The 24,347-nt window shown below is 54.6% G+C and carries 23 protein-coding genes and 1 tRNA gene; 9 read left to right on the forward strand and 15 right to left on the reverse strand.

The annotated features are described in order from the left end of the window. Positions 1–132: 132 nt before the first annotated feature. From HZS80_RS05345 to ffh, 7 genes are all read right to left on the reverse strand, one after another. The gene (locus tag HZS80_RS05345; RefSeq protein ID WP_179915373.1) at positions 133–912 is read right to left on the reverse strand and encodes a DsbC family protein; all 780 of its coding nucleotides are present in this window, start codon (positions 910–912) and stop codon (positions 133–135) included. Then, the gene (gene xerD / locus HZS80_RS05350; protein WP_179915374.1) at positions 887–1,768 is read right to left on the reverse strand and encodes a site-specific tyrosine recombinase XerD; all 882 of its coding nucleotides are present in this window, start codon (positions 1,766–1,768) and stop codon (positions 887–889) included. The genes HZS80_RS05345 and xerD overlap by 26 nt, the downstream gene beginning before the upstream one ends. A 132-nt stretch (positions 1,769–1,900) precedes the next feature. After that, complete coding sequence (gene rplS / locus HZS80_RS05355) at positions 1,901–2,257, reverse strand: 50S ribosomal protein L19 (RefSeq protein WP_008958726.1); 357 nt, start codon at positions 2,255–2,257, stop codon at positions 1,901–1,903. Positions 2,258–2,399: 142 nt separating this feature from the next. After that, on the reverse strand, positions 2,400–3,161 hold the full coding sequence (gene trmD / locus HZS80_RS05360) for a tRNA (guanosine(37)-N1)-methyltransferase TrmD (RefSeq protein ID WP_179915408.1): 762 nt from the start codon (positions 3,159–3,161) through the stop codon (positions 2,400–2,402). A 101-nt stretch (positions 3,162–3,262) separates the two neighbouring features. Further along, positions 3,263–3,808 carry a ribosome maturation factor RimM gene (gene rimM, locus HZS80_RS05365; protein WP_008958728.1) on the reverse strand — a complete coding sequence of 182 codons (546 nt, stop codon included), beginning with the start codon at positions 3,806–3,808 and terminating at the stop codon, positions 3,263–3,265. 61 nt (positions 3,809–3,869) lie between these two features. After that, a complete protein-coding gene (gene rpsP, locus HZS80_RS05370) occupies positions 3,870–4,118 on the reverse strand; it encodes a 30S ribosomal protein S16 (protein ID WP_007111767.1) in 249 nt (82 codons plus the stop codon). Between the two features lie 289 nt (positions 4,119–4,407). Further along, positions 4,408–5,826 (reverse strand): signal recognition particle protein, encoded by a 1,419-nt coding sequence (gene ffh, locus HZS80_RS05375; protein ID WP_035564973.1) that lies wholly within the window; start codon positions 5,824–5,826, stop codon positions 4,408–4,410. Positions 5,827–6,072: 246 nt separating this feature from the next. On the opposite strand from ffh, the gene HZS80_RS05380 reads away from it, so the two are divergent. Continuing rightward, positions 6,073–6,870: a cytochrome C assembly family protein gene (locus tag HZS80_RS05380; protein ID WP_035564976.1), complete on the forward strand. Its 798-nt coding sequence runs from the start codon at positions 6,073–6,075 to the stop codon at positions 6,868–6,870. Between the two features lie 105 nt (positions 6,871–6,975). After that, positions 6,976–8,250, forward strand: a complete 1,275-nt coding sequence (locus tag HZS80_RS05385) for an HlyC/CorC family transporter (protein WP_179915375.1) — start codon at positions 6,976–6,978, stop codon at positions 8,248–8,250. Positions 8,251–8,265: 15 nt separating this feature from the next. Here the strand turns inward: HZS80_RS05385 and HZS80_RS05390 are convergent, their stop codons facing one another. Together HZS80_RS05390 and HZS80_RS05395 are read right to left on the reverse strand one after the other, a co-directional pair. After that, positions 8,266–8,874, reverse strand: a complete 609-nt coding sequence (locus HZS80_RS05390; protein ID WP_218927599.1) for a 1-acyl-sn-glycerol-3-phosphate acyltransferase — start codon at positions 8,872–8,874, stop codon at positions 8,266–8,268. A gap of 53 nt (positions 8,875–8,927) precedes the next feature. Beyond that, the gene (locus HZS80_RS05395) at positions 8,928–9,542 is read right to left on the reverse strand and encodes a TetR/AcrR family transcriptional regulator (RefSeq protein ID WP_008958733.1); all 615 of its coding nucleotides are present in this window, start codon (positions 9,540–9,542) and stop codon (positions 8,928–8,930) included. 190 nt (positions 9,543–9,732) lie between these two features. Here HZS80_RS05395 and HZS80_RS05400 point away from each other — a divergent pair, with 190 nt between their 5' ends. Next, a complete protein-coding gene (locus HZS80_RS05400; RefSeq protein WP_035564983.1) occupies positions 9,733–10,419 on the forward strand; it encodes an SOS response-associated peptidase in 687 nt (228 codons plus the stop codon). Then, entirely contained in the window at positions 10,419–13,292 is a 2,874-nt protein-coding gene (locus tag HZS80_RS05405) for an insulinase family protein (protein WP_179915377.1), read from the forward strand. The genes HZS80_RS05400 and HZS80_RS05405 overlap by 1 nt, the downstream gene beginning before the upstream one ends. A gap of 34 nt (positions 13,293–13,326) precedes the next feature. Here HZS80_RS05405 and sbcB read toward each other — a convergent pair whose 3' ends face one another. The 4 genes from sbcB to minC all read right to left on the reverse strand — a co-directional run bounded on the left by sbcB (position 13,327) and on the right by minC (position 16,875). Then, on the reverse strand, positions 13,327–14,820 hold the full coding sequence (gene sbcB / locus HZS80_RS05410) for an exodeoxyribonuclease I (protein ID WP_179915378.1): 1,494 nt from the start codon (positions 14,818–14,820) through the stop codon (positions 13,327–13,329). A gap of 81 nt (positions 14,821–14,901) precedes the next feature. Beyond that, complete coding sequence (minE, locus tag HZS80_RS05415; protein ID WP_035564989.1) at positions 14,902–15,153, reverse strand: cell division topological specificity factor MinE; 252 nt, start codon at positions 15,151–15,153, stop codon at positions 14,902–14,904. Further along, positions 15,150–15,968 carry a septum site-determining protein MinD gene (gene minD, locus HZS80_RS05420; RefSeq protein ID WP_179915379.1) on the reverse strand — a complete coding sequence of 273 codons (819 nt, stop codon included), beginning with the start codon at positions 15,966–15,968 and terminating at the stop codon, positions 15,150–15,152. The genes minE and minD overlap by 4 nt, the downstream gene beginning before the upstream one ends. A gap of 157 nt (positions 15,969–16,125) precedes the next feature. Next, positions 16,126–16,875 (reverse strand): septum site-determining protein MinC, encoded by a 750-nt coding sequence (minC, locus tag HZS80_RS05425; RefSeq protein ID WP_035564994.1) that lies wholly within the window; start codon positions 16,873–16,875, stop codon positions 16,126–16,128. Positions 16,876–17,069: 194 nt separating this feature from the next. On the opposite strand from minC, the gene HZS80_RS05430 reads away from it, so the two are divergent. Continuing rightward, complete coding sequence (locus tag HZS80_RS05430; RefSeq protein WP_179915380.1) at positions 17,070–19,886, forward strand: DUF349 domain-containing protein; 2,817 nt, start codon at positions 17,070–17,072, stop codon at positions 19,884–19,886. 114 nt (positions 19,887–20,000) lie between these two features. Here HZS80_RS05430 and phbB read toward each other — a convergent pair whose 3' ends face one another. After that, complete coding sequence (gene phbB / locus HZS80_RS05435) at positions 20,001–20,747, reverse strand: acetoacetyl-CoA reductase (protein ID WP_035564998.1); 747 nt, start codon at positions 20,745–20,747, stop codon at positions 20,001–20,003. Positions 20,748–21,018: 271 nt separating this feature from the next. Here phbB and HZS80_RS05440 point away from each other — a divergent pair. Further along, positions 21,019–21,095 (forward strand) — tRNA-Met (locus HZS80_RS05440). 184 nt (positions 21,096–21,279) lie between these two features. Here HZS80_RS05440 and HZS80_RS05445 read toward each other — a convergent pair. After that, on the reverse strand, positions 21,280–21,546 hold the full coding sequence (locus HZS80_RS05445; protein ID WP_218927586.1) for a helix-turn-helix domain-containing protein: 267 nt from the start codon (positions 21,544–21,546) through the stop codon (positions 21,280–21,282). Between the two features lie 153 nt (positions 21,547–21,699). Here HZS80_RS05445 and HZS80_RS05455 point away from each other — a divergent pair, with 153 nt between their 5' ends. From HZS80_RS05455 to HZS80_RS23955, 3 genes are all read left to right on the forward strand, one after another. After that, positions 21,700–23,103, forward strand: a complete 1,404-nt coding sequence (locus tag HZS80_RS05455) for a tyrosine-type recombinase/integrase (protein WP_246361727.1) — start codon at positions 21,700–21,702, stop codon at positions 23,101–23,103. Beyond that, a complete protein-coding gene (locus tag HZS80_RS05460; RefSeq protein ID WP_179915382.1) occupies positions 23,090–24,043 on the forward strand; it encodes a TraI domain-containing protein in 954 nt (317 codons plus the stop codon). The genes HZS80_RS05455 and HZS80_RS05460 overlap by 14 nt, the downstream gene beginning before the upstream one ends. Positions 24,044–24,122: 79 nt before the next feature. Beyond that, complete coding sequence (locus HZS80_RS23955) at positions 24,123–24,344, forward strand: BPSL0761 family protein (RefSeq protein ID WP_340162611.1); 222 nt, start codon at positions 24,123–24,125, stop codon at positions 24,342–24,344. The last annotated feature ends 3 nt before the right edge of the window (positions 24,345–24,347 follow it).

Raw genomic sequence — 24,347 nt, forward strand, 5'->3', positions numbered from 1 at the left:
ATACTTCCCCTTTCGTGTTGTGCACCTGGTGGTGCTGGTCTTAAATTTAGTCTTAAAAGCGGTTTTATAAGCTCTTAACCACACGCGTTAAGACAGTATCTCAGCGTTGTATGCCGTCTAATCGTTGCGGCACTACTCCTCGTCATCCAAGCCTAACATGGCGGTGAGCCGCTCGGGTGGTACAAATCCAGGGACCAACTGCCCATCGGGCAAAATAATCGCCGGTGTCCCCTGCACGCCCAGGGCTTTACCCAGCTCATATTGGCCAGCTACCGGATTGTCGCAGTCTGCCGCGCTGGCAATAGCCTCGCCTTCTTTGGCTTGAGTCATCGCTTCGCTGCGATTATCTGAGCACCACACCTGCTTCAGCGTGTTGGCGGCTTGGCTCCCCATGCCCGCACGAGGAAACGCCAGATAATGAACGGCGATACCGCGCTCATTTAGGTCGGGAATCGTTTCGTGTAAGCGGGCACAGTAAGGGCATGTGGGGTCGGTAAACACCGTGACAGTTGCCTTCGGCTCATCAGCTCCGCGGAAAATCACTCGCTCGCTTTCCGGCACGGCTGCTAACGCATCAGCACGCTCTTGATTCTGCTCTTGTTCGGTCAAATTCACCAAACCGTTATCGGCATTTTCATACAGATCGCCGACAAGAAAGTGGCTACCGTCCGCATTGGAGTAGAAGGATTCGCCGCTCTCCAACCGCACATGGTAAACGCCACTCATGGGCGTCTCCGTCACCGTTTCCACCGGCATCGCCTGACCATTAACGCTAAGGGATTCTGAAAGGCGGTCTGTTATCGCATCAGCCTGAGCGGCAACAGGTAATAGACTACCCGCTATTAATAACGGAAATACTAAAAAACGGCGTTGACGCATCATCAATTCAACCTCGTGGGTGATGTTCTGCATGTAGGCTTTCCAAGCGCGCTTGGGCCACATGGGTATAAATTTGGGTCGTCGATAAATCGCTATGACCCAGCAGCAGCTGTACGACCCGCAAATTGGCCCCATGATTCAATAAATGGGTCGCAAATGCATGGCGAAGTGTGTGCGGTGACAGTGGCCGGGTAATCCCTGCTGTGATGGCATGTACCTTAATGCGGTGCCAAAACGTTTGCCGGGTCATGGCTTTATCGCCCCGGCCTGGGAACAGCGCTGGGCGCGTTGGGTCACTCATCAGCGCCAGCCGCGCGGTCTCCATATAGTGCGCAATCCAATCCGCGGCTTCTTCACCCATCGGCACCAGGCGGTCTTTATCACCCTTACCACGCACCCGCACCACGTTTTGGCGAAGGTTCACTGCATCGCCGGTCAGCCCCACCAGCTCTGACACCCGTAGGCCACAGGCGTAAAGTAACTCCAACATGGCACGATCGCGCACGCCTAAAGGCGTCTCCGTATCCGGCGCCATCAGCAGGCGCTCTACTTCGTCTTCTTCCAACGTATTAGGCAAGCCGGGAATGATGCGCGGCAGCTTGATGTCAGTGAGCGGGTCACTCATCACCTGGTTATTTAAGCGCCCCCAGCGGTAGAAGCTGCGCAGCGTCGACAGTAGCCGGGCATTGCTGCGCAGTTGATAGCCTTCCTCTCGGCGGCTGGCCAGCCACTCACTGAGTCGCTCCGGGGGCGGTGCCAAGAGGGCTTCACCGTGGCTCTCCAAGTGGGTTTGCCAGGCGGTTAAGTCACGCCGATAGGCGGATAACGTATGGTCGCTGGCGCCCTGCTCTAACCACAGGGCATCCAAAAAAGCATCGATAACGCTCATACGTTAGTCACCTCCAGTCGCTTTTATTGAGCGACATAAACAAAACCCCGCCCCGCAAAGCGGTGACGGGGTCTTGGTATCCAGGCGAGACGCAGATCAAAGTACCGCGCTCGCCTTGGGAACAGTGGCGGTTTAAGCCAACTTTTCCTTGATACGTGCAGAACGACCGCTGCGCTCGCGCAGGTAGTAAAGCTTGGCTTGACGCACGTCACCGCGACGCTTGACTTCGATTGAGTCAACCAGCGGGCTGTAGGTCTGGAAAGTACGCTCTACGCCAACGCCGTGAGAAATTTTACGCACGGTGAAAGCGGAGTTCAGGCCACGGTTACGCTTACCGATGACCACACCTTCAAACGCCTGCAGACGCTCGCGAGTACCTTCTTTTACTTTTACCTGAACGACAATAGTGTCGCCGGGGGCAAAGGCAGGAATTTCCTTGCCCATTTGCTCAGATTCGATCGCCTGGATCACTTTGCTTTTGCTGCTCATCATCATACTCCTGAATAACGTGTTGGCTTGACCGCTCAATCATGGGTGGCGGAAGCCGTGATCCCGGCGCTCGAAACGAGCTACGCGGGAGTCGTTATGGGTGACACAGGTGCGCTTTTTCGCCCTGCACCGCCGCTCTGGCCTAATGAGTGGACAGAGCGTGTTCCTCGATAAACTCGTTCAACAGCTTGCGCTGTTCGGCGTCTAACGGTCGCCCTTCCAACAGATCGGGACGACGCTGCCATGTACGGCCTAGCGACTGCTTTAACCGCCAGCGCTTGATGGCTGCATGATTACCGCTTAACAGCACATCCGGCACTTGGCGCCCGTCAATGACTTCGGGACGAGTATAGTGCGGGCAGTCTAACAGACCGTCATTAAACGAGTCTTCGACAGCGGAGTCCTGATGGCCCAGCACGCCGGGAATCAGCCTTGCCGCTGCATCAATTAGCACCATTGCTGGCAGCTCACCGCCGCTCAACACATAGTCGCCAATCGACCACTCTTCATCGATGTCACTCTCCACCACGCGTTCATCAATGCCTTCATAGCGTCCTGCCACGACCACTAAAGGCCCGGCGGAAGCCAGTGCTTGAACGCCCTGCTGATCCAGCTTACGCCCCTGGGGCGAGAGGTAGATCACCGTCGGCACTAAGCCGGTGGCTTGCTGCGCCCGTTCCCGGGCTGCAAAGATCGCTGCGCGCAGGGTGTCGACTTTCATCAACATCCCTGGACCACCGCCATAGGGGCGGTCATCTACGCTACGATGGCGGTCAGTGGCGTAATCCCGCGGGTTCCAAAACTCCAGTGCGACACGCTGTTTCTCTACCGCTCGCCCGACCACGCCCTGTTGCGTTAACGCGTCGAACATTTCGGGAAACAACGACACCACACCAATCCACATTGCAGGCGCTACTGCTTCACTCTCCGCTGCCGGAGCGTTGCCACTATCCAACTCAGTTGAGCCGGAAGATGCATCATTACTCAAACTGTTCATAAGTTTGGTCAAAACTCAGGGTCCCAATCGACGACCATGCGGCCCTCTTGGGAGCTGATTTCAACAATGACATCATCTGGCAAAAATGGCAGCAGTCGCTCGCGCTTGTCGATTGCGTCTGAATCACCGCGAACCACCATGACATCGTTGGCGCCGGTTTCAAACAGGTAGCTTACCCGCCCTAACCGCTCGCCGGCCTGAGTGAAGACCGTCATGCCTTCAAGCTCATGCCAATAGTATTCGCCGTCAGAAAGCTTAGGTAGTGTTTCTTTGGGCATCAGAATGTCCGTTTGGGCTAATGCTTCCGCCGCACTACGGTCATCGACCCCTTCAAGCTGCACTACAATTCCCTTGCCCTGTCGACGCCCCTGAACAATGCTCATGCGCTTAAGGGTTTCACCTTGGCGCACCCACCATTCTGGGTATTCGAGAATGCTGTCCATCGGGCTAGTGTAGGAGTACACCTTGAGCCAACCTTTCACCCCATAAGGGCTAGTCAGCTTGCCTAGCACCACATGCGTGTCGTCAGTTTGGCTTATTTCAAAACGCGTCATTGACGACCTCAGCTAACCCAGCATTCATCTAATGTCACACTACAGAACCCACAATGCAGGCTTAAGCCTGTTTGCGTGCTTCTTTAACCAGCTCAGCAACACGACCAGACAACTGGGCGCCTTGGCTCTGCCAGTGAACAACGCGATCTAGGTCAACGCGCAGACGCTCTTCCTGACCACGGGCAACCGGGTTGAAGAAGCCGATACGCTCGATGAAACGACCGTCGCGGGCGTTACGAGAGTCAGTAACGGTCAAGTGGTAAAAGGGACGCTTCTTGGCGCCACCACGGGCCAAACGAATGGTAACCATACGATAACTATCCTTCGGTTGAGGTTACGAGAGTGTGTTGTTAGCGCAAACCGCTATCGGAACACTCTTCGTGCTGTTTTCTTGGCGCTAAGCCCGCATAAGGCATGCTTAGTACCATTAAGGCCTTCACTGAGACTGTTACCGCTACGTTTTTAACGTATTTTAGGCAACACCCACGCATGAAGAGGCCGCATTCTACGCAAATGCGCTCGGCTTGGAAAGCCTGACAGCCAGAAAACTCACAGGCCGTCAACCTCACCAAGCGCATCAGCACGTTACTGTTAGTGTTTTAACGCCGCGGCAATCCGCCTGGGCCACCCATACCGCCGGGTCCGCCCATTCCTCCGGGCCCGCCTGGGCCACCGCCGCCCATCATGCCGGACATGCCGCGCATCATTTTCTGCATGCCGCCCTTCTGGCCTGCTTTCTTCATCATCTTCTGCATCTGCTTATGCTGCTTGAGCAGACGATTAAGATCAGGCACTTGCAGGCCGGCACCCGAGGCAATGCGGCGCTTGCGCGAACCATTGATAATATCGGGCTTGCGGCGCTCTTTAGGCGTCATGGAGTTAATTAGCGCTTCCAACTTGCCCAGCTCTTTCTCAGGCCCAGGGCCTTGAGCCATCTCAGCCATCTGCCCCATACCCGGCAACTTGCCCATTAGGCCGCCCATACCACCCATCTTCTTGAGCTGCTGGAGCTGGTCGCGAAAATCTTCCAGGTCAAAGCCATCACCCTTCTTGACCTTTTTGGCCAACTTCTCGGCTTTGGACTTATCGACGGTGCGCTCGGCCTCCTCGATCAACGACAGCATGTCGCCCATGCCCAGGATGCGCGAGGCAACCCGGTCTGGGTGGAAAGGCTCTAGGGCGTCAACCTTTTCACCGACACCCATAAACTTAATGGGCTTGCCGGTAATGTGACGTACCGACAGCGCCGCGCCACCACGAGCATCACCGTCCGCCTTGGTGAGGATCACCCCGGTTAGCGGCAACGCTTCGCTAAATGCCTTGGCGGTATTGGCGGCGTCCTGGCCGGTCATGGCGTCGACGACAAACAGCGTTTCCTGAGGCGAGACTGCTTTATGCAGCGCCTGGATCTCCGCCATCATGGCTTCGTCAATCGCCAGACGACCGGCGGTATCGATCAGCACCACATCGTGAAACTGAATCTTGGCGTGTTTGATAGCCGCTTCGGCAATCGCGACCGGCTGCTGGTCAGAGCGGGAAGGAAAGAAATCTACCTCAACCTCTTTGGCCAAGGTTTCAAGCTGGTCGATGGCCGCCGGTCGATAAACGTCGGCAGACACTACCAAGACTTTCTTTTTCTCGCGTTCGCGCAGGTAGCGGGCCAGCTTGGCCACAGAGGTGGTTTTACCCGCACCCTGTAAACCAGCCATTAACACAACGGCGGGGGAGCCTTTAAGCACAAAGCCGTCGTTGGCTTCGCCCATAATCGCTTCCAGCTCTTGCTGGACGATTTTGACGAACTGCTGGCCTGGCGACAGGCTTTTGGATACTTCCTGCCCGACCGCCCGCTCGCGCACGCGTTCGATAAACTCCTTGATAACCGGCAGCGCTACGTCGGCCTCAAGCAGTGCGCGGCGTACTTCGCGCAGGGTATCTTTAATATTGTCGTCGGTCAGGCGAGCCTGACCCTTAATCGACTTTAACGTCTGGGAAAGACGCTCACTTAGATTCTGGAACATGGGGCCTCTCTGCCTCCGTCACTGCCGTTGGCGCGCACGCCCTGGACTCATTAGTAAAAAGATTATACGCGCTCATGCTTTGAGTCTCCATGGGGTGCATTGAGCGCCATACCTATTTTCCTACGTTTGCCCTGCTGGGCGACGCCGCTTGGATTCGTTATAGTAGTTGGATAGATTCTCGTCGCAATCACACTTAATTCGTTTATTTATTCACAGCAACGCGCTGCAAGGCGCACGGATAGCATCATGCAGGCGCTCCCTTTCGCCACGATTGCTTTTGTTCTTTATGTTGCCGCGGCCATTTGGCAGGGCATGACGCTGTTCCGGCGTGTGCCTCCCCGCCAGGGCATGGTGCGCCTGCTCGCCGTATTGGGCCTACTGCTGCATATTCCTGTGGTGGTCAAATTAGTCGGCCAATCCCCTGGCCTGCTTCCAGGCTTTACCACTAGCGCCACGCTATTAATGGCGGTGGCTGTCAACGTCGTGCTGGTGGCCAGCTTGTTTAAACCGGTGCTTAACGCCGGTATTGCGCTCTTTCCGCTGGCGGGTGTTGCACTACTTGCCGCTACTTGGCTACCGAATCAGGGCGGCCATACCGGCCTTACACCGGGCATTTTATTACATGCGATAAGCTCAGCCCTGGCGTTTGCCGTGCTGGCGATCGCCGCCGTTCAGGCGGTGCTGGTCGGTTTACAGAACCAGGCGTTACGCCACCACCATATTCGCGGCATTGTGCAGTCGTTACCGCCGCTAACCACGATGGAACGGGTACTTTTTGAGCTGGTCTGGGCGGGCATTATTCTATTGACCCTATCCATCGCGAGCGGGCTTATTTTTCTGGACAACTTCTTTGCCCAGCATTTGGCGCACAAAACCGTACTCTCGCTATTGGCCTGGGTAATATTCACGACCCTGTTAGTTGGCCGTTACCGCTTTGGCTGGCGCGGCATGCGTGCCGTCCGCTGGACGCTGGGCGGATGCGGCTTGCTGGTGTTAGCCTACTTTGGCAGTAAGTTCGTACTTGAGATACTGCTCAACAGATAACGGCTCAATCACTAACGGGGGCGTGACCACGCCTTTGGTTGTCTTGACACACCACTCGCTACCTTCTACAAATCGAGCCTAATCCGCCACAAAGGACTTTTCGACTTGAGCGACGACTTCCCCCTGGGGTTACTGTTCGGCCTGCTAGCCTTACTGATAGTGCTTTCTGCTTTCTTCTCCAGTTCTGAAACCGGCATGATGTCGATTAACCGCTACCGCTTGAGCCATCAAGCCAACAGCGGAGATCGCAGAGCCAAACGGGTCATGCGCCTGCTCACACGCCCAGACCGCCTGATTGGCGTTATCCTGATCGGTAATAATTTCGTCAACAACCTGGCGGCCTCAATTGCGACCATTATTGCCATTCACTTCTTTGGTGACGTATCAGGGCCTGCTATCTCTACCGCCCTGCTGACCATCACGATTTTGATTTTCGCCGAAGTGACGCCGAAGACCTACGCCGCGATTAAGCCCGAGCGGATTGCCTACCCCACGTCCTATGCCCTTGAGCCGCTGCTGAAAATGCTCTACCCGCTGGTATGGCTGGTTAACGTGATGTCTAACGGCCTGCTCCGGCTAGTGGGCGTTAAAAGCGTCGATAACGGCGGTGACAGCCTAACGCGTGATGAACTGCGCACGGTGGTTCACGAAGCTGGCACGTTGATTCCCTACCGTCACCGCGCCATGCTCCTGTCGATTCTTGACCTTGAGAACGTCACCGTAAATGACATTATGGTGCCCCGCCATGAGGTTTTGGGTATCGACCTGGATGACACGCTTGAAGATATTTTGACTCAGATTCGTACCAGTCAGCACACCCGACTGCCGGTTTATAAAGGCGACATCAATAATATTATCGGTATGCTGCATTTGCGTAATGCGGCACGCTTTCTCTCTCGGGATGAAGTCACCAAAGCATCCATTGTTCAGGAAGCCCGCGAGCCCTATTTTATTCCCGAGTCGACACCTCTCCATACCCAACTGCTCAACTTTCAAAAGCAGAAGCGGCGCATTGGCATCGTGGTAGATGAGTATGGCGATGTTGAGGGCTTGGTCACGCTGGAAGATATTCTCGAAGAGATCGTTGGTGAGTTCACCACCGATGTCTCTGAAGATGAAGAGATTCACCAGCAGGACGACGGCAGCCATGTGATCGAAGGCACCGCCAATATTCGAGAGATTAATAAGATGCTCGGCTGGCAGCTACCTACCGATGGCCCCAAGACGCTTAACGGGCTAATCCTTGAACACCTTGAAGCTTTCCCGGAAGGCCCGGCATGCCTGCAGATCGACAATATGCGCATGGAGATTCTAGAGATCCGAGACAATCTCATTACCTCGGCACGCTGCTGGCAAAAAATACGCCTGCCACGCCGCTAGTCAGTTACAGGCAAGTTAATGGCGGTTGGCCAGATCCTGGTCAGCCACCGCTTTTAACGCTCTTACTCTTGCCTCAAGAAACCGCCGCAGCGCCATATCATCGGCATCCAGACGATTGAGCGGTGGGCCGAAGTGCAAGCTGACCGGCGCACGAAACCGCTTGGGGTATTTCTTCAGCGCCTTACCACCATGGTGAGACGTCCAGGAACCCCACAAGCCTGCCAATCCAGCAGGGATTACCGGCACATCATCCCGCGCCAGGATTGTCTCCAAGCCACGGCGAAAAGCGTGAATTTCACCGTCCGGGGTCAACCTGCCTTCAGGGAATACCATCACGACCTGGCCCTGACGAAGGGCTGCGCTTACGTCATCCAAGGCACGCCTGAGGGCGCCGGGGCTGCGCCGATCAGACTCGATGGGAATAGCGCCGACCAGTTGGAACCACCACTTCAGCCAAGGGGAATCAAAAATCGGCTGATCCATAACAAAGCGCAGCGGCCGAGGGCTAGCACCGCCGAGCACCAAGGCATCCATAAAGCTTACGTGGTTACACACCACCAGCGCCGCCCCATGCTTAGGAATATGGTGGCACCCATGAACCTGCAGCCGGTAGCAAAGGCGCATGGAGATAAAAATCAGCCAGCGCAGCACCTGGCGAGCCGCATTGTCCCACCCACTCACGTCGCCGCCTCACGATGGCGCAGACCCGCCAGAATGGTACTCATCAGTTGATCCAGCAGCTCATCTACTTTTAATTGCTGACCCTGCCAATAGCCCAATCGCTCATTAAGCCCTAGCTGGACTAAACCATGAACGCTGCCCCACAGCGTGCGCCCCAAACGGCGGGCTTCGAGATCATCCAGCGCTGGCTGGTAGGATTTAAGCGACGCTTCTACTTGGGTAAACAGCGCTTCGATCAAATCGCTCTGGCGCTGATCAAGTTCACCTTCCTTGGCTAACGGGTAATCGAAAAGCAACTGCCAGCGGTAGCAGTCTTGTTCAGCGAAAAGCCAGTAGGCACGGGCTAACGAACGTAACCATGGTTCAGGATCATCATCCACTAAACTAGTAATGGTGTGCTGCAGGCGCGCCAGCGTCTCCACATTGACGTGCTGCAGCAAGTTATTGAAGCTGCCATATAGTTTGAGTAGCGTGCTGGGGGCGCAGCCGACTTCCCTGGCCAGGGCACGCAGTGAAAGACCATGGACTGGCTGCTCAGCCAACCACTCATCACAAGCGTGCATGACCTGCGAATGGAGGGCATCGGGCGCATGCTGTCTAGGACGGGCCATGGCGATCTCTTAAGGTCAACGGCAAACGAGGAGGAATGCCTCACTGCACTTTAGCGGGAGTAAGGGTTACTATAGGATACCTTACATCGAACACTGTTTTCGACACTAAAACGCTACAATTCGTGCTTAATTGCGCGAATTCCTCACATCCAGGGCCACTTCCACGACGATTTTGCTTAAGGAGACAGGCATGACGGGACGACTGCATGTGCAAAACTTACCGCTAACCCGTTTATTGCCAACACTTGATCTTCAGGACCCGCTGATAGAATCCCCGAACCTAGCACCTCGACGGCCCATTTCGGCGATTCGCCTTGAGCAGGGCCAATATCGGCTCTCGTCAGTTTTCTGGGGCCTTACGCCGCCTTGGCTGGAAGTGCTGGATCACGCACCGCACTGCGCCCGGTCTGAAACCTTGGAATCTCGGACGATGTTTCGCGATGCTTTCGTTGCACGCCGCTGCGTTATTCCGGTCAGCGGTTTCTATGTATGGAAAACCCAGCCACGCAGCAAACAGCCTTTTTTAGTGACTCAGGTGTCCCGGGCACCGCTACTGCTGGGCGCTTTGTGGTGCCGCTATCACACCACCTTAACGGCGTTCACCGATTCCACTGCCTTGATTACCGTGCCCGCTAATATTCTGCTATCACCACTAACGGATCGCCTGCCGGTGGTGATTCCCAATCATGCGCTATCCACCTGGCTCAACCCCGATACCGATACTGAAACGCTTAATTCACTACTAGCGCCCGCCCCTTTGGAACTGTTGGGCGCTTTTCCGGTATCTAAATATGTCAATAATCCCGCCTATCAGTCATCGGCTTGTGCCCACCCCACCGGGTCGATGCTGCGATGGGCTGTGTCTCAGGAGCTGTAATGTTGCGATCCCCTTGCTTAACCCGCCGGCGGCTTTTCCCCAAGCGTGCACTGCTTGGCGTTATTGCCAGCATCGCGATGATGCCAATCGCCTTCGCCGCGAATGATGACGCCGTTGCCGACGCCATTGCTGATACAGTCACCCCGATCATTAGCCCGTATGACAGCCGCGACTACCGGGTTTTGACGCTTGAAAATGGCCTCAATGTATTACTGGTCAGCGACCCAGAAGCTGACAAAGCGGCAGCGTCGATGAATGTACGGGTCGGCAGCGCCCAAGATCCCGATGATCTTCAGGGATTAGCGCATTTTCTCGAACATATGCTGTTTCTAGGCACCGAACCCTACCCAGAATCCGACGGCTACCAGCGCTACATTTCCAATAATGCGGGTTCCCACAACGCCTTTACCGCGCAGCAGGATACCAATTACTTCTTTGATATTGAGCCGTCGGCGCTGCCGGGTGCGCTTGACCGTTTCAGCGAATTTTTCCTTTCACCGCTGTTTAACGCCGACCACCTGGAGAGCGAGCGCAATATCGTTCACTCGGAGTATATGGCGCGCATTCGCGACGAATCCCGGCGCGAAAACGATGTGCTCAACCAACTGCTCAACCCTGACAACCCCACTACCGGCTTTGCGGTGGGTAGCCGGGAAACATTGGCCAGCCCGCCGGAAGGCGAAGCCACGCTGCGCGAGCGGGTGATCGATTTTTATCACCAGCATTACGACGCCAATGTGATGAACCTGGCGATTGTGGCGCCGCAGCCGCTGGATCAATTGGAAGAGCTGGTAGCCGAACGCTTTGCCGATATTCCCAACAACGACTTAAGCGTGCCGACGATTGACGCGCCGCTGGTTGTTTCAGACACGCTCCCCCACTATATCGAGCGTCAGTCGCTGCAGGATCGCCGTCAATTACGCTTCTACTTCCCGGTACCCGACCCCACCGACGACTACCGCACAAAACCCACCCAGGTAATCGCTCACCTGCTTGGCGATGAGGGTGAAGGCAGCCTGCTCGCCGTACTGCGCGATGCTGGACTGGCCGACGGTCTTTCCGCCGGCGTTGGCCGCGGTGATGGCAACCAAGCGCTGTTCACAGTCTCCATCAGCCTAACGCCCGCAGGCGCCGAGCGCCTTGACGATATTGAAGCCACCCTGTTTGCGGCCATCGAGCAACTGCGCAACGACGGCCTCGCTGATTGGCGTTACCAGGAACAAGCAGACCTCAATGAACAGGCCTTCCGCTTCCAGCAACATGGCGCCCCGCAGCAGGAAGCCACACGCCTCTCCATGAGCCTATCGCGCTACCCGGTAGAAGACGTGCAGTACGCGGCCTACCGCATGGATGGCCCAGACGCTGAGCGCCAGCAGGCTTACCTGGATGCCCTAACGCCGGATAACATGCTGCGCTTCTACTCAGCGCCGGATGTCGAAAGCGACACCGTCTCACCGTGGTTTAATACTCAGTGGAAAGAGCAAGTACCCGACCAGCCAGGTCAGGTACTGAGTGGCTTGGAGCTCCCTGGCCCCAACCCCTTTATTGCCAGCGATTTAACGCTGCAAGAGGGCCAGGATGAGCGCCCCAGCCTACTGGTCGATACGCCATCGTTTAGCGCCTGGCATATGCAGGATGAACGCTTCGACACCCCGACAGTTGAGTGGCGCGTTAGCCTGCAAAATCCCACCGCCAGCTACTCTGCAGAAGAAGCAGTACTCACCCGGCTGCTCGCCAGCTGGCTCAACGACAGCTTGAATGAATCCCTCTACCCAGCGTGGCTAGCGGGGCAGTCGTTTAGCGCCTACCCTCACGCCCGGGGGATGACGCTGTCGTTCTCGGGCTGGCGTGATGGCCAAACCCCGCTAATTGAAAAAGCCCTTGAGCAATTAGCGCACGCAGAGATCAGCGACAGCGCCTTTGAGCGGGTGCGCTATCAGCTACAGCGGGAGTGGCGCAACGCGCCCCAGGCGTCGCTCACCGGCCAAGCCAGCCGTACGCTAGGCGAAGCCCTGCTCACACCGCAGTGGTCTAACGCAGAGCTTCTCGCCGCCAGCGAGCGATTTGATCGGGGGCACCTGGAAAATTTTCGCAAGCGCTTTCTAAATGACCTGTACGTCGACGCTATGGCGGTGGGCAACCTGGATGCTGACCTGGCCCGTGAACAAACTCAGCTGATGCGCGCCACGCTCAAGCCACGGCTAACCCGCGACGCCATTGCTAACTTAACCCCCCTTGCGGCCAGTGAGGAGCACCGCGTGCTGCACCCTCACAGCACGCGGGACGAGTCCTTGGTACTGCGCTATTTGCAAGGTCGCGACCAGACCCCAGAGGAGCAAGCCACCACCGCCGTGATCGCCCAGTGGCTGGAAACACCGTTCTACCAGCAGCTGCGCACCGAGCAGCAGCTCGGCTACATCGTCAACGCCGGCTATTCGCCGCTGCTCGAAGCGCCAGGGATTGCCCTCATGGTGCAATCACCCGACGTAGACAGCGGCACCATTGCCGAACGCATGGATGTGTTTCTTGATGAGGCTAACCAACGACTTGAACAACTCAGCGACGCTGACTTAGCGCCTTACCGCCAGGCAGTTCACGACCAGTTGCGCCAGCGCGATACCAGCCTTGCGGGCATGGCCAACCGTTATTGGCAAGCCACCGCGTTGGAAGACGTGCGCTTTGACCGCCGCGACCAACTGGCGGAATTAGTGCTTAACGTTAGCCTTGATGACATCAAAGCCCTTTGGCCATCGCTACGCGAACACATGCTAGACGTGCGTTTTAATCCAGGCGATGAACCCAGCGATGTCGGCGATTATCGGGAGGCCCGTTCACCACTGCCCAGCGTGCATGAACAGCAAGCCACCCCGTAACACTTAATCGTAACGGCTCGTTATTGATAGCAGCTCAGGCGTCAAACGCCTGAGCTGGCATCATGGCTTCGACGAACATGACCAGTTCTTCCAGAATCTGCCGCTCGCGATCAGTAAGCGTTTGCTGATTGTACTGAGCGATCTCCCGCGCAAACGCCTTTAAAGTAAAGCCCGCTAGCGCAGGGTCATTAATGCGCATCCAGCGATACGCCTCCCACTGCTCACGCTCTTCGCCTTCCAAGGTGTCGGGGTAGCTACGCGCACGAAAGCGAAACAGCATCTCTTCCAAGCGTGGATCTTGGAACGCAAAACGCTGCCCCACCAAGTCCCACGGCTCCATTTCACGCACACGCTCCATCTGCTGGCGGTCAGCGGCGGAAAAGAAGCTGCCAGAATAGAGCATTAGATCAGGGTCTTGCGGCGCATCTTCATAGCCTGCGTTAAATACCTCTGCGACCTTCTCAGCCACACCGCTGGCATCACGTAGGGTTTTCCAATGCTGCCGACAGGCCGTCACATCCAAGCCTAAACGCTCAACGATAGAGCCATACTCACCTTTTTGCGGCCCATCAACATCTTTTAAGGCACTGGCAGGAAAGACCACCGGGCAGCGGTTGATATGAATCACTTTCAGCGGAATGCGTACATCGCCTTCTGCCAAATCTTGCTGGCTTACAAACACACGGCCACGAATCTGTTCCACCGACATACTAAGCATATCGCCGGGATCAACGCTTAAGTCGTAAACGATGACCCCGTTGGGGTTGGTCGGGTGTTCAGCCAACGGCATCACCAGGGCGCTACAGCCACGGCTAGCGGGATAACGGCGGGAAATATGCAGTAGCGGTTTGGCATTGGGCAAGTCGAGCTGTTTAGCCACCGCACGCTTACCGCGCAGGCCGAGCAAGTAATCAAACAGCTTCGCATTGCGCTCTTTGAGAAGACGCGCCAAGGCGATTGTTGCGCGCACATCGGCCACTGCGTCATGAGCTCCTTCATGGGCAATGCCGTTCGCTGCCGTTAAGTGCTCAAGCTTAAAACTGGGTGCGCCATCTTCACGCAGCGGCCACTCGATGCCCGTAGGGCGCAACGCATAAAAAGCGCGCACCACATCAATCAAATCCCAGCGGGAATTGCCGTTTTGCCACTCGCGGGAATAAGGGTCGAGCAGATTGCGGTAAAACAGGTGGCGGGACACTTCGTCATCAAAGCGCAGGCTGTTGTAGCCGACTACGCAGGTGCCTGGCTCACTCATATGGCGCTGAATATCTCCCGCGAATTCAGCTTCGGGGAGACCATGGCGCTGGGCTTTTTGGGGGGTAATGCCGGTAATCAAACAGGCCGCAGGATGGGGTAAATAGTCATCGGCCGGTTTGCAATAAAGCTCAATGGGCTCACCAATCTCATTGAGATCGGCATCAGTGCGCAGCGCGGCAAACTGTGCGGGCCGGTCGCGACGCGGGTCAGCCCCGAAGGTTTCATAATCATGCCAAAGAAAACTGGCAGAGGCAGCATTGGGTGGCGCCATGAACAAACACTCCGCTGGGCAATGAAAAGCCCAAGCCTAGCACACCCGCCACCCCTTTCGCCGCGTATTCAGTTGTTAAGATCAGCTCTTCGGAAGCGTAACGTTCAGCTCGAGTACAGAGCAGTTGTCTTCGCTATCCAGCGAAATCTGAATGGCGTCGTCGTCCACATGTACATAACGACGAATAACCTCAAGCAGTTCGCGCTCAAGCAATGGCATATAGTCAGGCTGGCCGCGCTGACTACGCTGATGCGCCACAATAATTTGCAAACGTTCTTTGGCTACCGAGGCGGATTTCCTGCGCTCACGCTTCAAGAACTCCAGTAGTTTCATCGACGACCTCCCCCGAACATGCGGCTAAGCAGGCCTTTACGCTGCAGTTCGTGAAAACGCAGTGGCATGTCCTCGCCCAGTAGGCGCGATACGGTGTCGCTATAAGCTTGACCAGCGTCACTCGATATATCGTGGGTGACGGGCACCCCTTGGTTAGAAGCACGCAGAACGGCCTCTGACTCAGGAATCAAACCCAGCAGATTAATCGCTAAAATTTCGCGAATATCGTCTAGCGTTAACATATCACCGGAAGTGACTCGCTCTGGATTATAGCGAGTGACCAGCAGGTGCTCCTTAATAGGGTCTTCGCCCTGCTCCGCACGGCGGGTTTTAGAGGCTAGCAACCCTAAAATACGGTCAGAGTCACGCACTGACGACACTTCAGGGTTGGTAACCACAATGGCTTCATCGGCAAAATACATCGCCAGTTGAGCACCGCGTTCAATACCTGCCGGGGAATCACATAGAATAAAATCGAAATCTTCTTGCAATTTCTCCAGGATTTCCGCAACGCCTTCCTGGGTCAATGCATCTTTATCGCGGGTTTGCGAGGCCGGCAAAATAAACAAATTCTCAACGCGCTTATCACGAATCAGCGCTTGATTAAGCCCCGCTTCGCCTTGAATAACGTTGACTAAGTCATATACCACACGCCGCTCGCAGCCCATGATGAGATCGAGATTTCGAAGACCCACATCAAAGTCGATGACGACGGTTTTTTTACCGCGCAGCGCAAGCCCTGTGGAAATTGCCGCCGCACTGGTGGTTTTGCCGACCCCTCCTTTACCAGAGGTCACTACAATTATCTTGGCCAAGATTCACTTCCTTCTTGAAGTCGTTCGTCGCGAGCGCGAGTCAGTTGGCGCTCTGCACATAACGGGAACATCAATGTCATCAAACATGCCGTACTGTAACGGATCGAGTCATCGGCGTCGCTAGGCATGAAGATCAACGCGCCCTCATGAAAACACCTTATCCTAAAGGCTTAATCTCAAGCTGCTCTTTTGTAAAGTGAACTTCTGCTGGACGCCCTGAAAGCTGCGGGTCAATATCTTCAGATCGTTTGTAATTCCCCGCCACTGATAGCAGCTCAGCTTCCAATTCACGGCAGTATATACCCGCATGAGTATTGCCATGGATGCCCGCTAGAGCACGTCCTCGCAGGGCGCCATATACGTGAATACTGCCGGCTGCCAACACTTCTGCACCGGCATTCACCGCGCCAATCACGACCAGGTCGCCTTCAGAAGCACTCACCTGTTGCCCCGAGCGAACGGTACCCCGGTATAGGCGAGTGGCAATCGCAGGCGCTTCTGCTTCACTCACTTCTGTTTCTTCGCGGGTCACTTCATGCACTGGCGAACTAGTAACACTTTCAAGTACCCGCGCGCGCCCCTCTTCTACCGGCGGGAACCATCCCAACCCCAGCGCCCAGGCAGACTGACGCACAGGCTCGGTGCCACCGCGTACCGCGACCGGCAGTAGCTTATGGTCACGACACACGGCACAAATACGTTCAAGGGCTAAGTGCGGTTCATCCAGCTTTTCCACGCTGAGCACAACCGGTGTATGCTGAAAGAAAGCAGGTGATTGGGAAAGTTTGCCAGCCAACTGCTGCCGGATTCGCTCCGGATCAGCGCTACTTAGCTCCATGACGGTCATCGGCAGCATGCCGCCTTTAAAGGTAAAGGCCACAGCGGCACTATCCACGTTAAGGCTCATGGCCGAACTCCCTGTCATGTTCAGATAAGATAAAGGTAGCGTACTATCACGCATTGTGGTCTAGAAAATAGTCGCTTACCACACCATGCTTATTACAAGATAGTAAGGCCAAGCTAAGCGACAGCGCCGGTGACTGCAACCGCCGCATTGCTGACTAACGATTTTTTTCACGCTACGCACCAGCAGGATGATCCATGCACGGACTGTTAAGACGCCTGTTCGCACCTCGGTGGCAGCATCCCGACCCCGAAGTACGTCGTCAGGCCCTCCAGCGACTCGACCCTGAACAATCAGAACAGCGCCAGGCGCTGCAGTCGCTCTCTCAAGATCCCGATAGCCAGATTCGCCTTGCCGCGCTACTGGCCTTGGATGACTGTGCAAGCTTAGTCGATGCTTATTCGCATCATCAACAGGATGAAGCTTGGTTCAATGCCATTTGCCAACGGTTGAGCGGACGCGAAGGCCACACCGACCTGCAGCAACGCCAAGCGCTTATTGAACGTCTTGAAGAGCCGCGGGTACTGAGCGCGGTGGCCTTACAAGCCGACAACCTGACGTTGCGCTTAAGCGCACTGGACAGGCTGACTGATGAGAATGATCTGATTCATCAGGCTTGCCATAATGGCGTGGCCGCTGTTAGACACCAGGCTGCGGAGCGAATTGAGGACGAAGAAGGACTCAAACGACTTTTGAAAGAAGCGCGCCGTGACCGCCAGGTTGTACGCTTGGCGCGGGAACGGCTTAACCGGTTGCGCAGCGACGCCCAGTGGCTGGAAGCGGAAGAGCAGCAGCGCGAAACGCTGCTTAACCAACTTGAGCAACATGCCCGTGCCCCGTGGGAGCCACTTTATGGCGGGCGCTTCCGGCATCTTGAGCGGCAGTGGGAACAACTCACGCAACCGCCAAGCGTAGAGCAGGAGCAGCGCTTCCACCAAGCCAGGCTAAATTGCCGCAAGACGTTGCATGATCATGAAACCCGAGAGCAGGCTCGGCAGCAGAGCATAGAGCGCCGGGACGAAGCGGAGAACACCCGCGAGCAATTGCTTGAAGGAATAGAAGAGACGCTTGATGGGCTACGCCACGCGGCGGCCATGACCGTACAGGATATAGACAGCCTGCGCGCTCAGCGCCAGCTACTCGATCAACGCTGGCAAACCCTTTCCGATATGCACCCGCCTAGCGATGTGATGCGACAACGCTACACGCTGGCGATTCAAGATTACGATCAATGCTTAGAAGCCTGGCAGCGCTGGTGCGCGGTTAGCGCCGATATGGAAAAGGCGCTGGCTAACGAAGATCACGCCACCTTAGCGGCGCAGATCACCCAATGCCAATGGCCGGACGCCTTAACACCGCCCGCGCTGCTTGGGCGCGCCCAAACGGTTCTTAACGCTGAAAATTCGGCGCCCTCGCAGCCCACCGAAGACCATCCCACGCTCACTACTTATGCTGGCGAACTCGACACCTTTGAGCACTTATTAGAACGGGGCGCCTTCAAAAGCGCCAGCCGCCTTCATCAACGGCTTAAACCGCGCATTGAAGGGTTTGAAAGTGCCTCCGCTCAACCGCTTAAAGCGCGTCTGAAGCATTTAGCGGCACGATTAGCGGAACTGCGCGATTGGCGAGGTTTCGTCGCCGGACCTAAGCGCGAGCAGCTCTGTGCCAGTATTGAAGCCCTCGCCAATGATCTTCACATGGCAGAAGAGGCGCTTGATCGTCATCACCTTCAGTTGGTCAAAGAGTGGAAGTCGCTGGGTGATGCCGCTGCCAACCGGGAGCAGGCCACGCGCTTTCGCAGCGCCTCAGATCGTATCCACGAACGTTTAGCCCCCTGGCGCCAACAGCTTAGCGAGGAGCGTGAGACCAACCTTCAAGCCCGAGAAGCGTTATGCGACCAGCTTGAAAGCCTGCTGGCTCAACCTGCTGAAGACGCCGACCCGGATGTACTTCGGCAAATTCGCGACAAAGCACGCCTCCAATGGCGCCACTATAGCCCGGTGCCGCGAGATCACTCTGAAGCCGTTGGACGCCGCTTCGGTACTATTCGCCATCAACTACAGGCATTGATTGATCAGCGCGCCGAGACTATTGCCTCACAGAAACGCGGATTGATTGGTCAGGTGACGGCTCTGCGAAGTGATGAAAGCCAACCACTAGCACAGCGAATCCACTTAACCAAACAGCTACAGCTTCGGTGGCGAGCGTTAGGTCGTGCACCCAAAGGCGAAGAGCAGACGTTATGGAAAACCTTTCGTCATGAGTGTGACCAGCTTTTTGCCCAGCGCGATGCGCACAAAAATGAGCAAGCGGCACGTCAACAACAGCAGCTTGACGAAATGCAAACGCTGATCGACCAAATGGATAGCTGGCAACCTATTGAGGCTAGCGAAGCAACCACGCTGGAGAATTTTCTAAACCAGGCTAACCAACTCGAACCGCTGCCACGCAATCGCCGTAGTGAAGGTATGCAGCGGCGCATGAGTGGTATTGTGCGGGCGCGTCGCGAACGCTTAAATCGGCTCGCCGTCGCCAATACGGTTCAGCAATGGCACGCTATTATGCCGCTCGTGAATGCTCACTTAGCCGCTGATCAGCACTACCTTAATGAGGGCATCCCCAGCGATGTAGATGCCCAGGCAGTGCTCAGCGACTCATTACCTGCTTGTTTTAGCGAAGCACATAACACTCGTAACCAGCAGCGCCATCGTATAGCGGTGCCGTTATCTGACGCTGATCACGCTAAGCTGGCTGAGTCTCTCGCCCGATTAAGGGTACATCTCTCAATGCTGGCCGTGGGTAGCGTACGGCAAAGCGATGAACCATTGCGGCTGGCTATTCAAGTAGAACGCTTGAACGAAGGCTTCAAACAAGAACGCAGCCGTGATTTAGAGGTCACCGACATCTTAGTCGCGCTTTTGGCACTGGGGCCACTGCCCACCTCGTTATGGGACGCTGAAGTGGAAGAGTTGGATAAGCTACTGAGTCGAATGGCTCGGGTTCCACTGCCTTAATGATGGTTTAGCGATAGTTTGGCGTATCGTTCAATAACAACGGGAGGCTAATAGCCTCCCGTTTGCGTTTCTCCCTGGTAAGGGAGCTAGCGTTTATCAGCCTATGGCGAACCACTAGCCCATAAACTGACCACCGTTGATATCGATGTTAGCACCGGTGATAAATCCTGACTCCTTGTCGGCTAAGAAAGTGACCAAGCGACCAATCTCTTCTGGCGTGCCATAGCGCTTCACTGGGATCGTTTCCCGAATGGCTTCGCGCACTTTTTCTGGAATATTCATGATCATATCGGTAGCAATATAGCCTGGCGATACGGTATTGACCGTAATACCTTTGGTCGCTGTTTCCTGCGCCAACGACATGGTCAAACCGTGCATACCGGCCTTGGCAGCCGCATAGTTCACTTGGCCAAACTGACCTTTACGACCATTGATGGAGGAAATATTAATAATCCGGCCATAGCCATTCTCAAGCATCATCTCGATAACGCTACGGCAGGTGTTAAAAACACTGTTGAGGTTGGTATCAAGCACTTCATACCACTGCTCGTAAGTCATTTTCTTCAGGGTGCCGTCACGGGTAATACCCGCACAGTTCACTAGCACGCTGATGGGTCCATACTTGTCATGGATTTCGCGGGCACCTTCCAGGCAGGCATTGTGGTCAGCGAGATCGACACCCGACAATTCGATGTTGTTAAAGCCGTCAGCATGCTGCGACTCCAGCCAGGTTTTGGCCTTATCGGGGTTGCGGTAACCCGCGACGACCAGATAACCCGCCTCTGCCAACGAACGACAAATTGCCGTACCGATACCACCAGTTCCACCAGTTACCCAGGCGACGGGGGCTTGATTGGCCATTGACTACCTCCCTGATATGACAAATGGCTTGGATCTAACCGCACGCACGTTGCGCCGCAAGCCATTGTGAAAAAGCGCATCTGCGCTTGTATTACCCTAGTGCATTATTCGCGTTAGCAATGCACCAACGTAAGCTTTTTGTTATAGCTACCTGAAGCATAGCTGTACTCCCTTCATGTTGCAGTAGGATGTACGCCACTGCTATAAGCCGAACGTGTTAATACCTCTATTGACTTCACGTAAAAACTCTGTAGAATACGCCACACGTTGATGCGGGGTGGAGCAGTCTGGTAGCTCGTCGGGCTCATAACCCGAAGGTCATCGGTTCAAATCCGGTCCCCGCTACCAATATTTTGAAAGGCAGATCAGTTACTTACTGATCTGCCTTTTTTATGCCTGCCGTTCCAAAACGCCCTGTGCCCAAATGGTGCCCACGCTGTGCCTAAACTTTATATCTCTTCTTAATCCTCCAGCATTAATGTGACCTTCAGGCTACCTGCGCCATTTTTTCTACCTATCTTATTCAACGCGTTCAGGTTTCGGTCGGAGCACTTATTTCTTCCTTGATATGAGTGACCAGCTGCTCGATTTCACAATCAAAGTAGTAACATAGCTTGTCGAGATTATCCGTCACTGTGCTGTGGCCTGGGTGATTGATAATTTTCGATAACGTCATTCGATTGATACCTGTTTCTTTCGCTATCTCGCCTATCGTAATTCTGCGCCGTTCTGCAAATTCCTTTTCTGCAATCAGCTCTTTTAAGTGATACCGAATCATATCTTTATCCAATGTGACCATAAAAATTATCAAAAAGGTGTTGAAATAATCATTTGATTGTATATATTGATAATCTAACGATTAGAAATATTATCAAATGATCACCAGCATGAGGAGATAGTCTCATGGACTGCACTTTTTTGACAACGGAAGAACTCGCATCGCGGATCAAATATGATGCGCGAACCATCCGCCAGCAACTCAAAGACAGCGTGCTCATCGAAGGCACTCATTACATCCGTCCCTTTGGGCGCAGGAAGATCCTTTATATTTGGGAAGCTATCCAAGAAGAAATGCTTCAAGCGACTCCTCGTCAGCAAGCAATTGCCATTCCTATGGCTAACGGAGGAGTTTGTCATGGGTAAAGTTCGAGCCCGTAAAGAGAGCAAAAAGCTTTTTATCGACTTCCGATATGATGGCCAGCGTTTTCGGGAACAAACCCTGCTTGACGATAACGTAAAAAATCGTAAGCAACTGGAACTACTTTTACAGCGCATGGAAGCGAAAATGCTGCTCGGCGAATTCCATTATGCAGAGTTCTTTCCTAATAGCAGCAATTTGCAGAAATTGAAGACCCATCAGCCTACCAATAAAGCTGAACCTCAAGTTGTCAGCGATTTAAACACACCGATTTTTAATGATTTTTCTGATCAGTGGTTCGACGAGAGCAAAATCCAGTGGCGTGCTTCCCACGTCCGCAATGTGAGTTCGATCTTGGATAGCTCGCTGAAGCCAGCGTTTGGTAAAAAAACCATCGGAGACATCACCAAGGCCGACATCATGGCGTTTCGCGCCAAGCTAGCAAAACGCAGGGGCCGCGGTGCCACAGGATTTGTGTCGCCTAAAACGATCAACAGCCATATGTCCATTTTGCGTATGGTGCTCGATGAGGCGGCCGAGCGTTTCGATTTTGAGACGCCCTACAAAAATATTAAGCCGTTAAAGCTCCAGAAGACGCACATCGAGCCGTTTTCGCTACATGAGGTGCAACGCATCATCGATAACGTCCGCGCAGATTATTGCCACTATTACACAGTACGGTTCTTTACCGGCATGCGTACTGGTGAAGTCGATGGGTTGAAGTGGAAAAATATTGATTTTGCTAAGCGTGAAATCTTAGTACGCGAAACATTGATCAACGGCGAAACGGAATACACCAAGACCGATGGGTCGCAACGAGAAATCCCTATGTTCGGGCAGGTGTATGACGCCCTCAAAACGCAGTACACCGCCACTGGGCACATGAGCAAGTACGTGTTCTGCAATCAGATGGGACAGCCGCTTGATCACAATAACGTGACGAAGCGCGTGTGGTATCCCTTGCTCAAGTCTCTTGGGCTGACCAAACGCCGTCCTTATCAAACACGCCATACTGCCGCGACACTCTTTTTGGCATCTGGCGAAAACCCAGAATGGGTAGCGCGCATGCTGGGTCACAGTTCAACCGAAATGCTGTTCAAGGCCTATTCCCGTTACGTCCCCAATGCCACCCGTATGGATGGCTCTGCCTTTGAGCGTTTGTTAGACAACACCACGCCCACTAAGCCCCAGAAGGAGCAGCATCATGAAACGGCTTGATAACGCCCCTACTCATTTGTCTCGCACCTTCACGGGCACTTATCGCCTTACTGGGCGCGTGGTGGAGTTCGATAACGCGAAAACGCCTTTCTTAAAGCTGCGGCTAAGTGATTGCGTGGGGGATCAAATCGCGATGCTCAACTTGAGCAAAACAACGGTACCTGAGCGCATCGGCCATCTGGACTTTGTTACCGCTTCCGGAGTGAAGTGTTTGTCAGGCCAATTCATTCTTGATGAATTCCGCAAGGCGTCCCGGGATGAAGTGACCTCTATGGATACCCTGCAATCGTTGCCACGGGTGTATTGCCCAGTACCAGCGGTATTCGATCAGTTAGTCACGACCGTACAGTCGCTTCAATCAGACTGCCTTCGAGTGTTTTTAACACGGGTACTGGAACGTAAGGATCGTCTTGAAGCTTTTTTGAATGCGCCCGCCAGCGCCAATTATCACCATGCTTATCCAGGTGGTTTGCTAAAGCACTCGCTGGAAGTTGCTAATCACTCAGTGGCTATGCTGCGCCTTAACGAGCCAACCATGCCTCGACTCATGCAGGAAGCCTGTTTCGTGGGAGGGCTATTGCACGATATTGGTAAGACATATACTTATGACTCCAAGGGCAAGCCAAATGCCGCCTGGAAGCTCTGTAGCCATGACGTGTTTACACTAGAGGCTTGTGCCTATGGACTTGCATACTTGGATACTCATAAGCCCGATATTGCGATGACATTTCGCCATGTGTGGACGTGTGCTTCGCCAGGCGCTCGTTACGGACAACCCGCAGCAATGACGTTGGCCCGTTATATTCGTGACGCGGATGGGCAAAGCGCGATGGCCGATAACCAACAGCGAGCTTTTCGCCGTCAAACTAACAAGGGATTTGGCCGACTCGGGCAAAACCTTTTTTGGCAACCTCAACTACCTGCCGCAGCATCTCATTGATGCCGTCTTCTACTTTTTGACCTGAGCCGTCAGCTTTTGGTGTGGCGGTTCTATCAAGCAAAAGAAAAATTTTATGACCATGCCTAGTGAACGCACGCGCTCGGTTATCCAGACCCGAGAGTTCTTGATCGAGCTAAGCCGTAACACTGACTTTTCAGTAACCATCCGCAGACAAGCAAAGCAGCTATTAAGGCATTACCCGTCACAGATAGAGATGCTAGACGCTGGCCAACTGGAAGAGCACCTTACTGATGAGACTATATTCCAGCCTATTTTCAGCTCTGCGATTGAGAGACTCTAAAGT

Source organism: Vreelandella glaciei (assembly GCF_013415125.1).
Lineage (GTDB): Bacteria > Pseudomonadota > Gammaproteobacteria > Pseudomonadales > Halomonadaceae > Vreelandella > Vreelandella glaciei.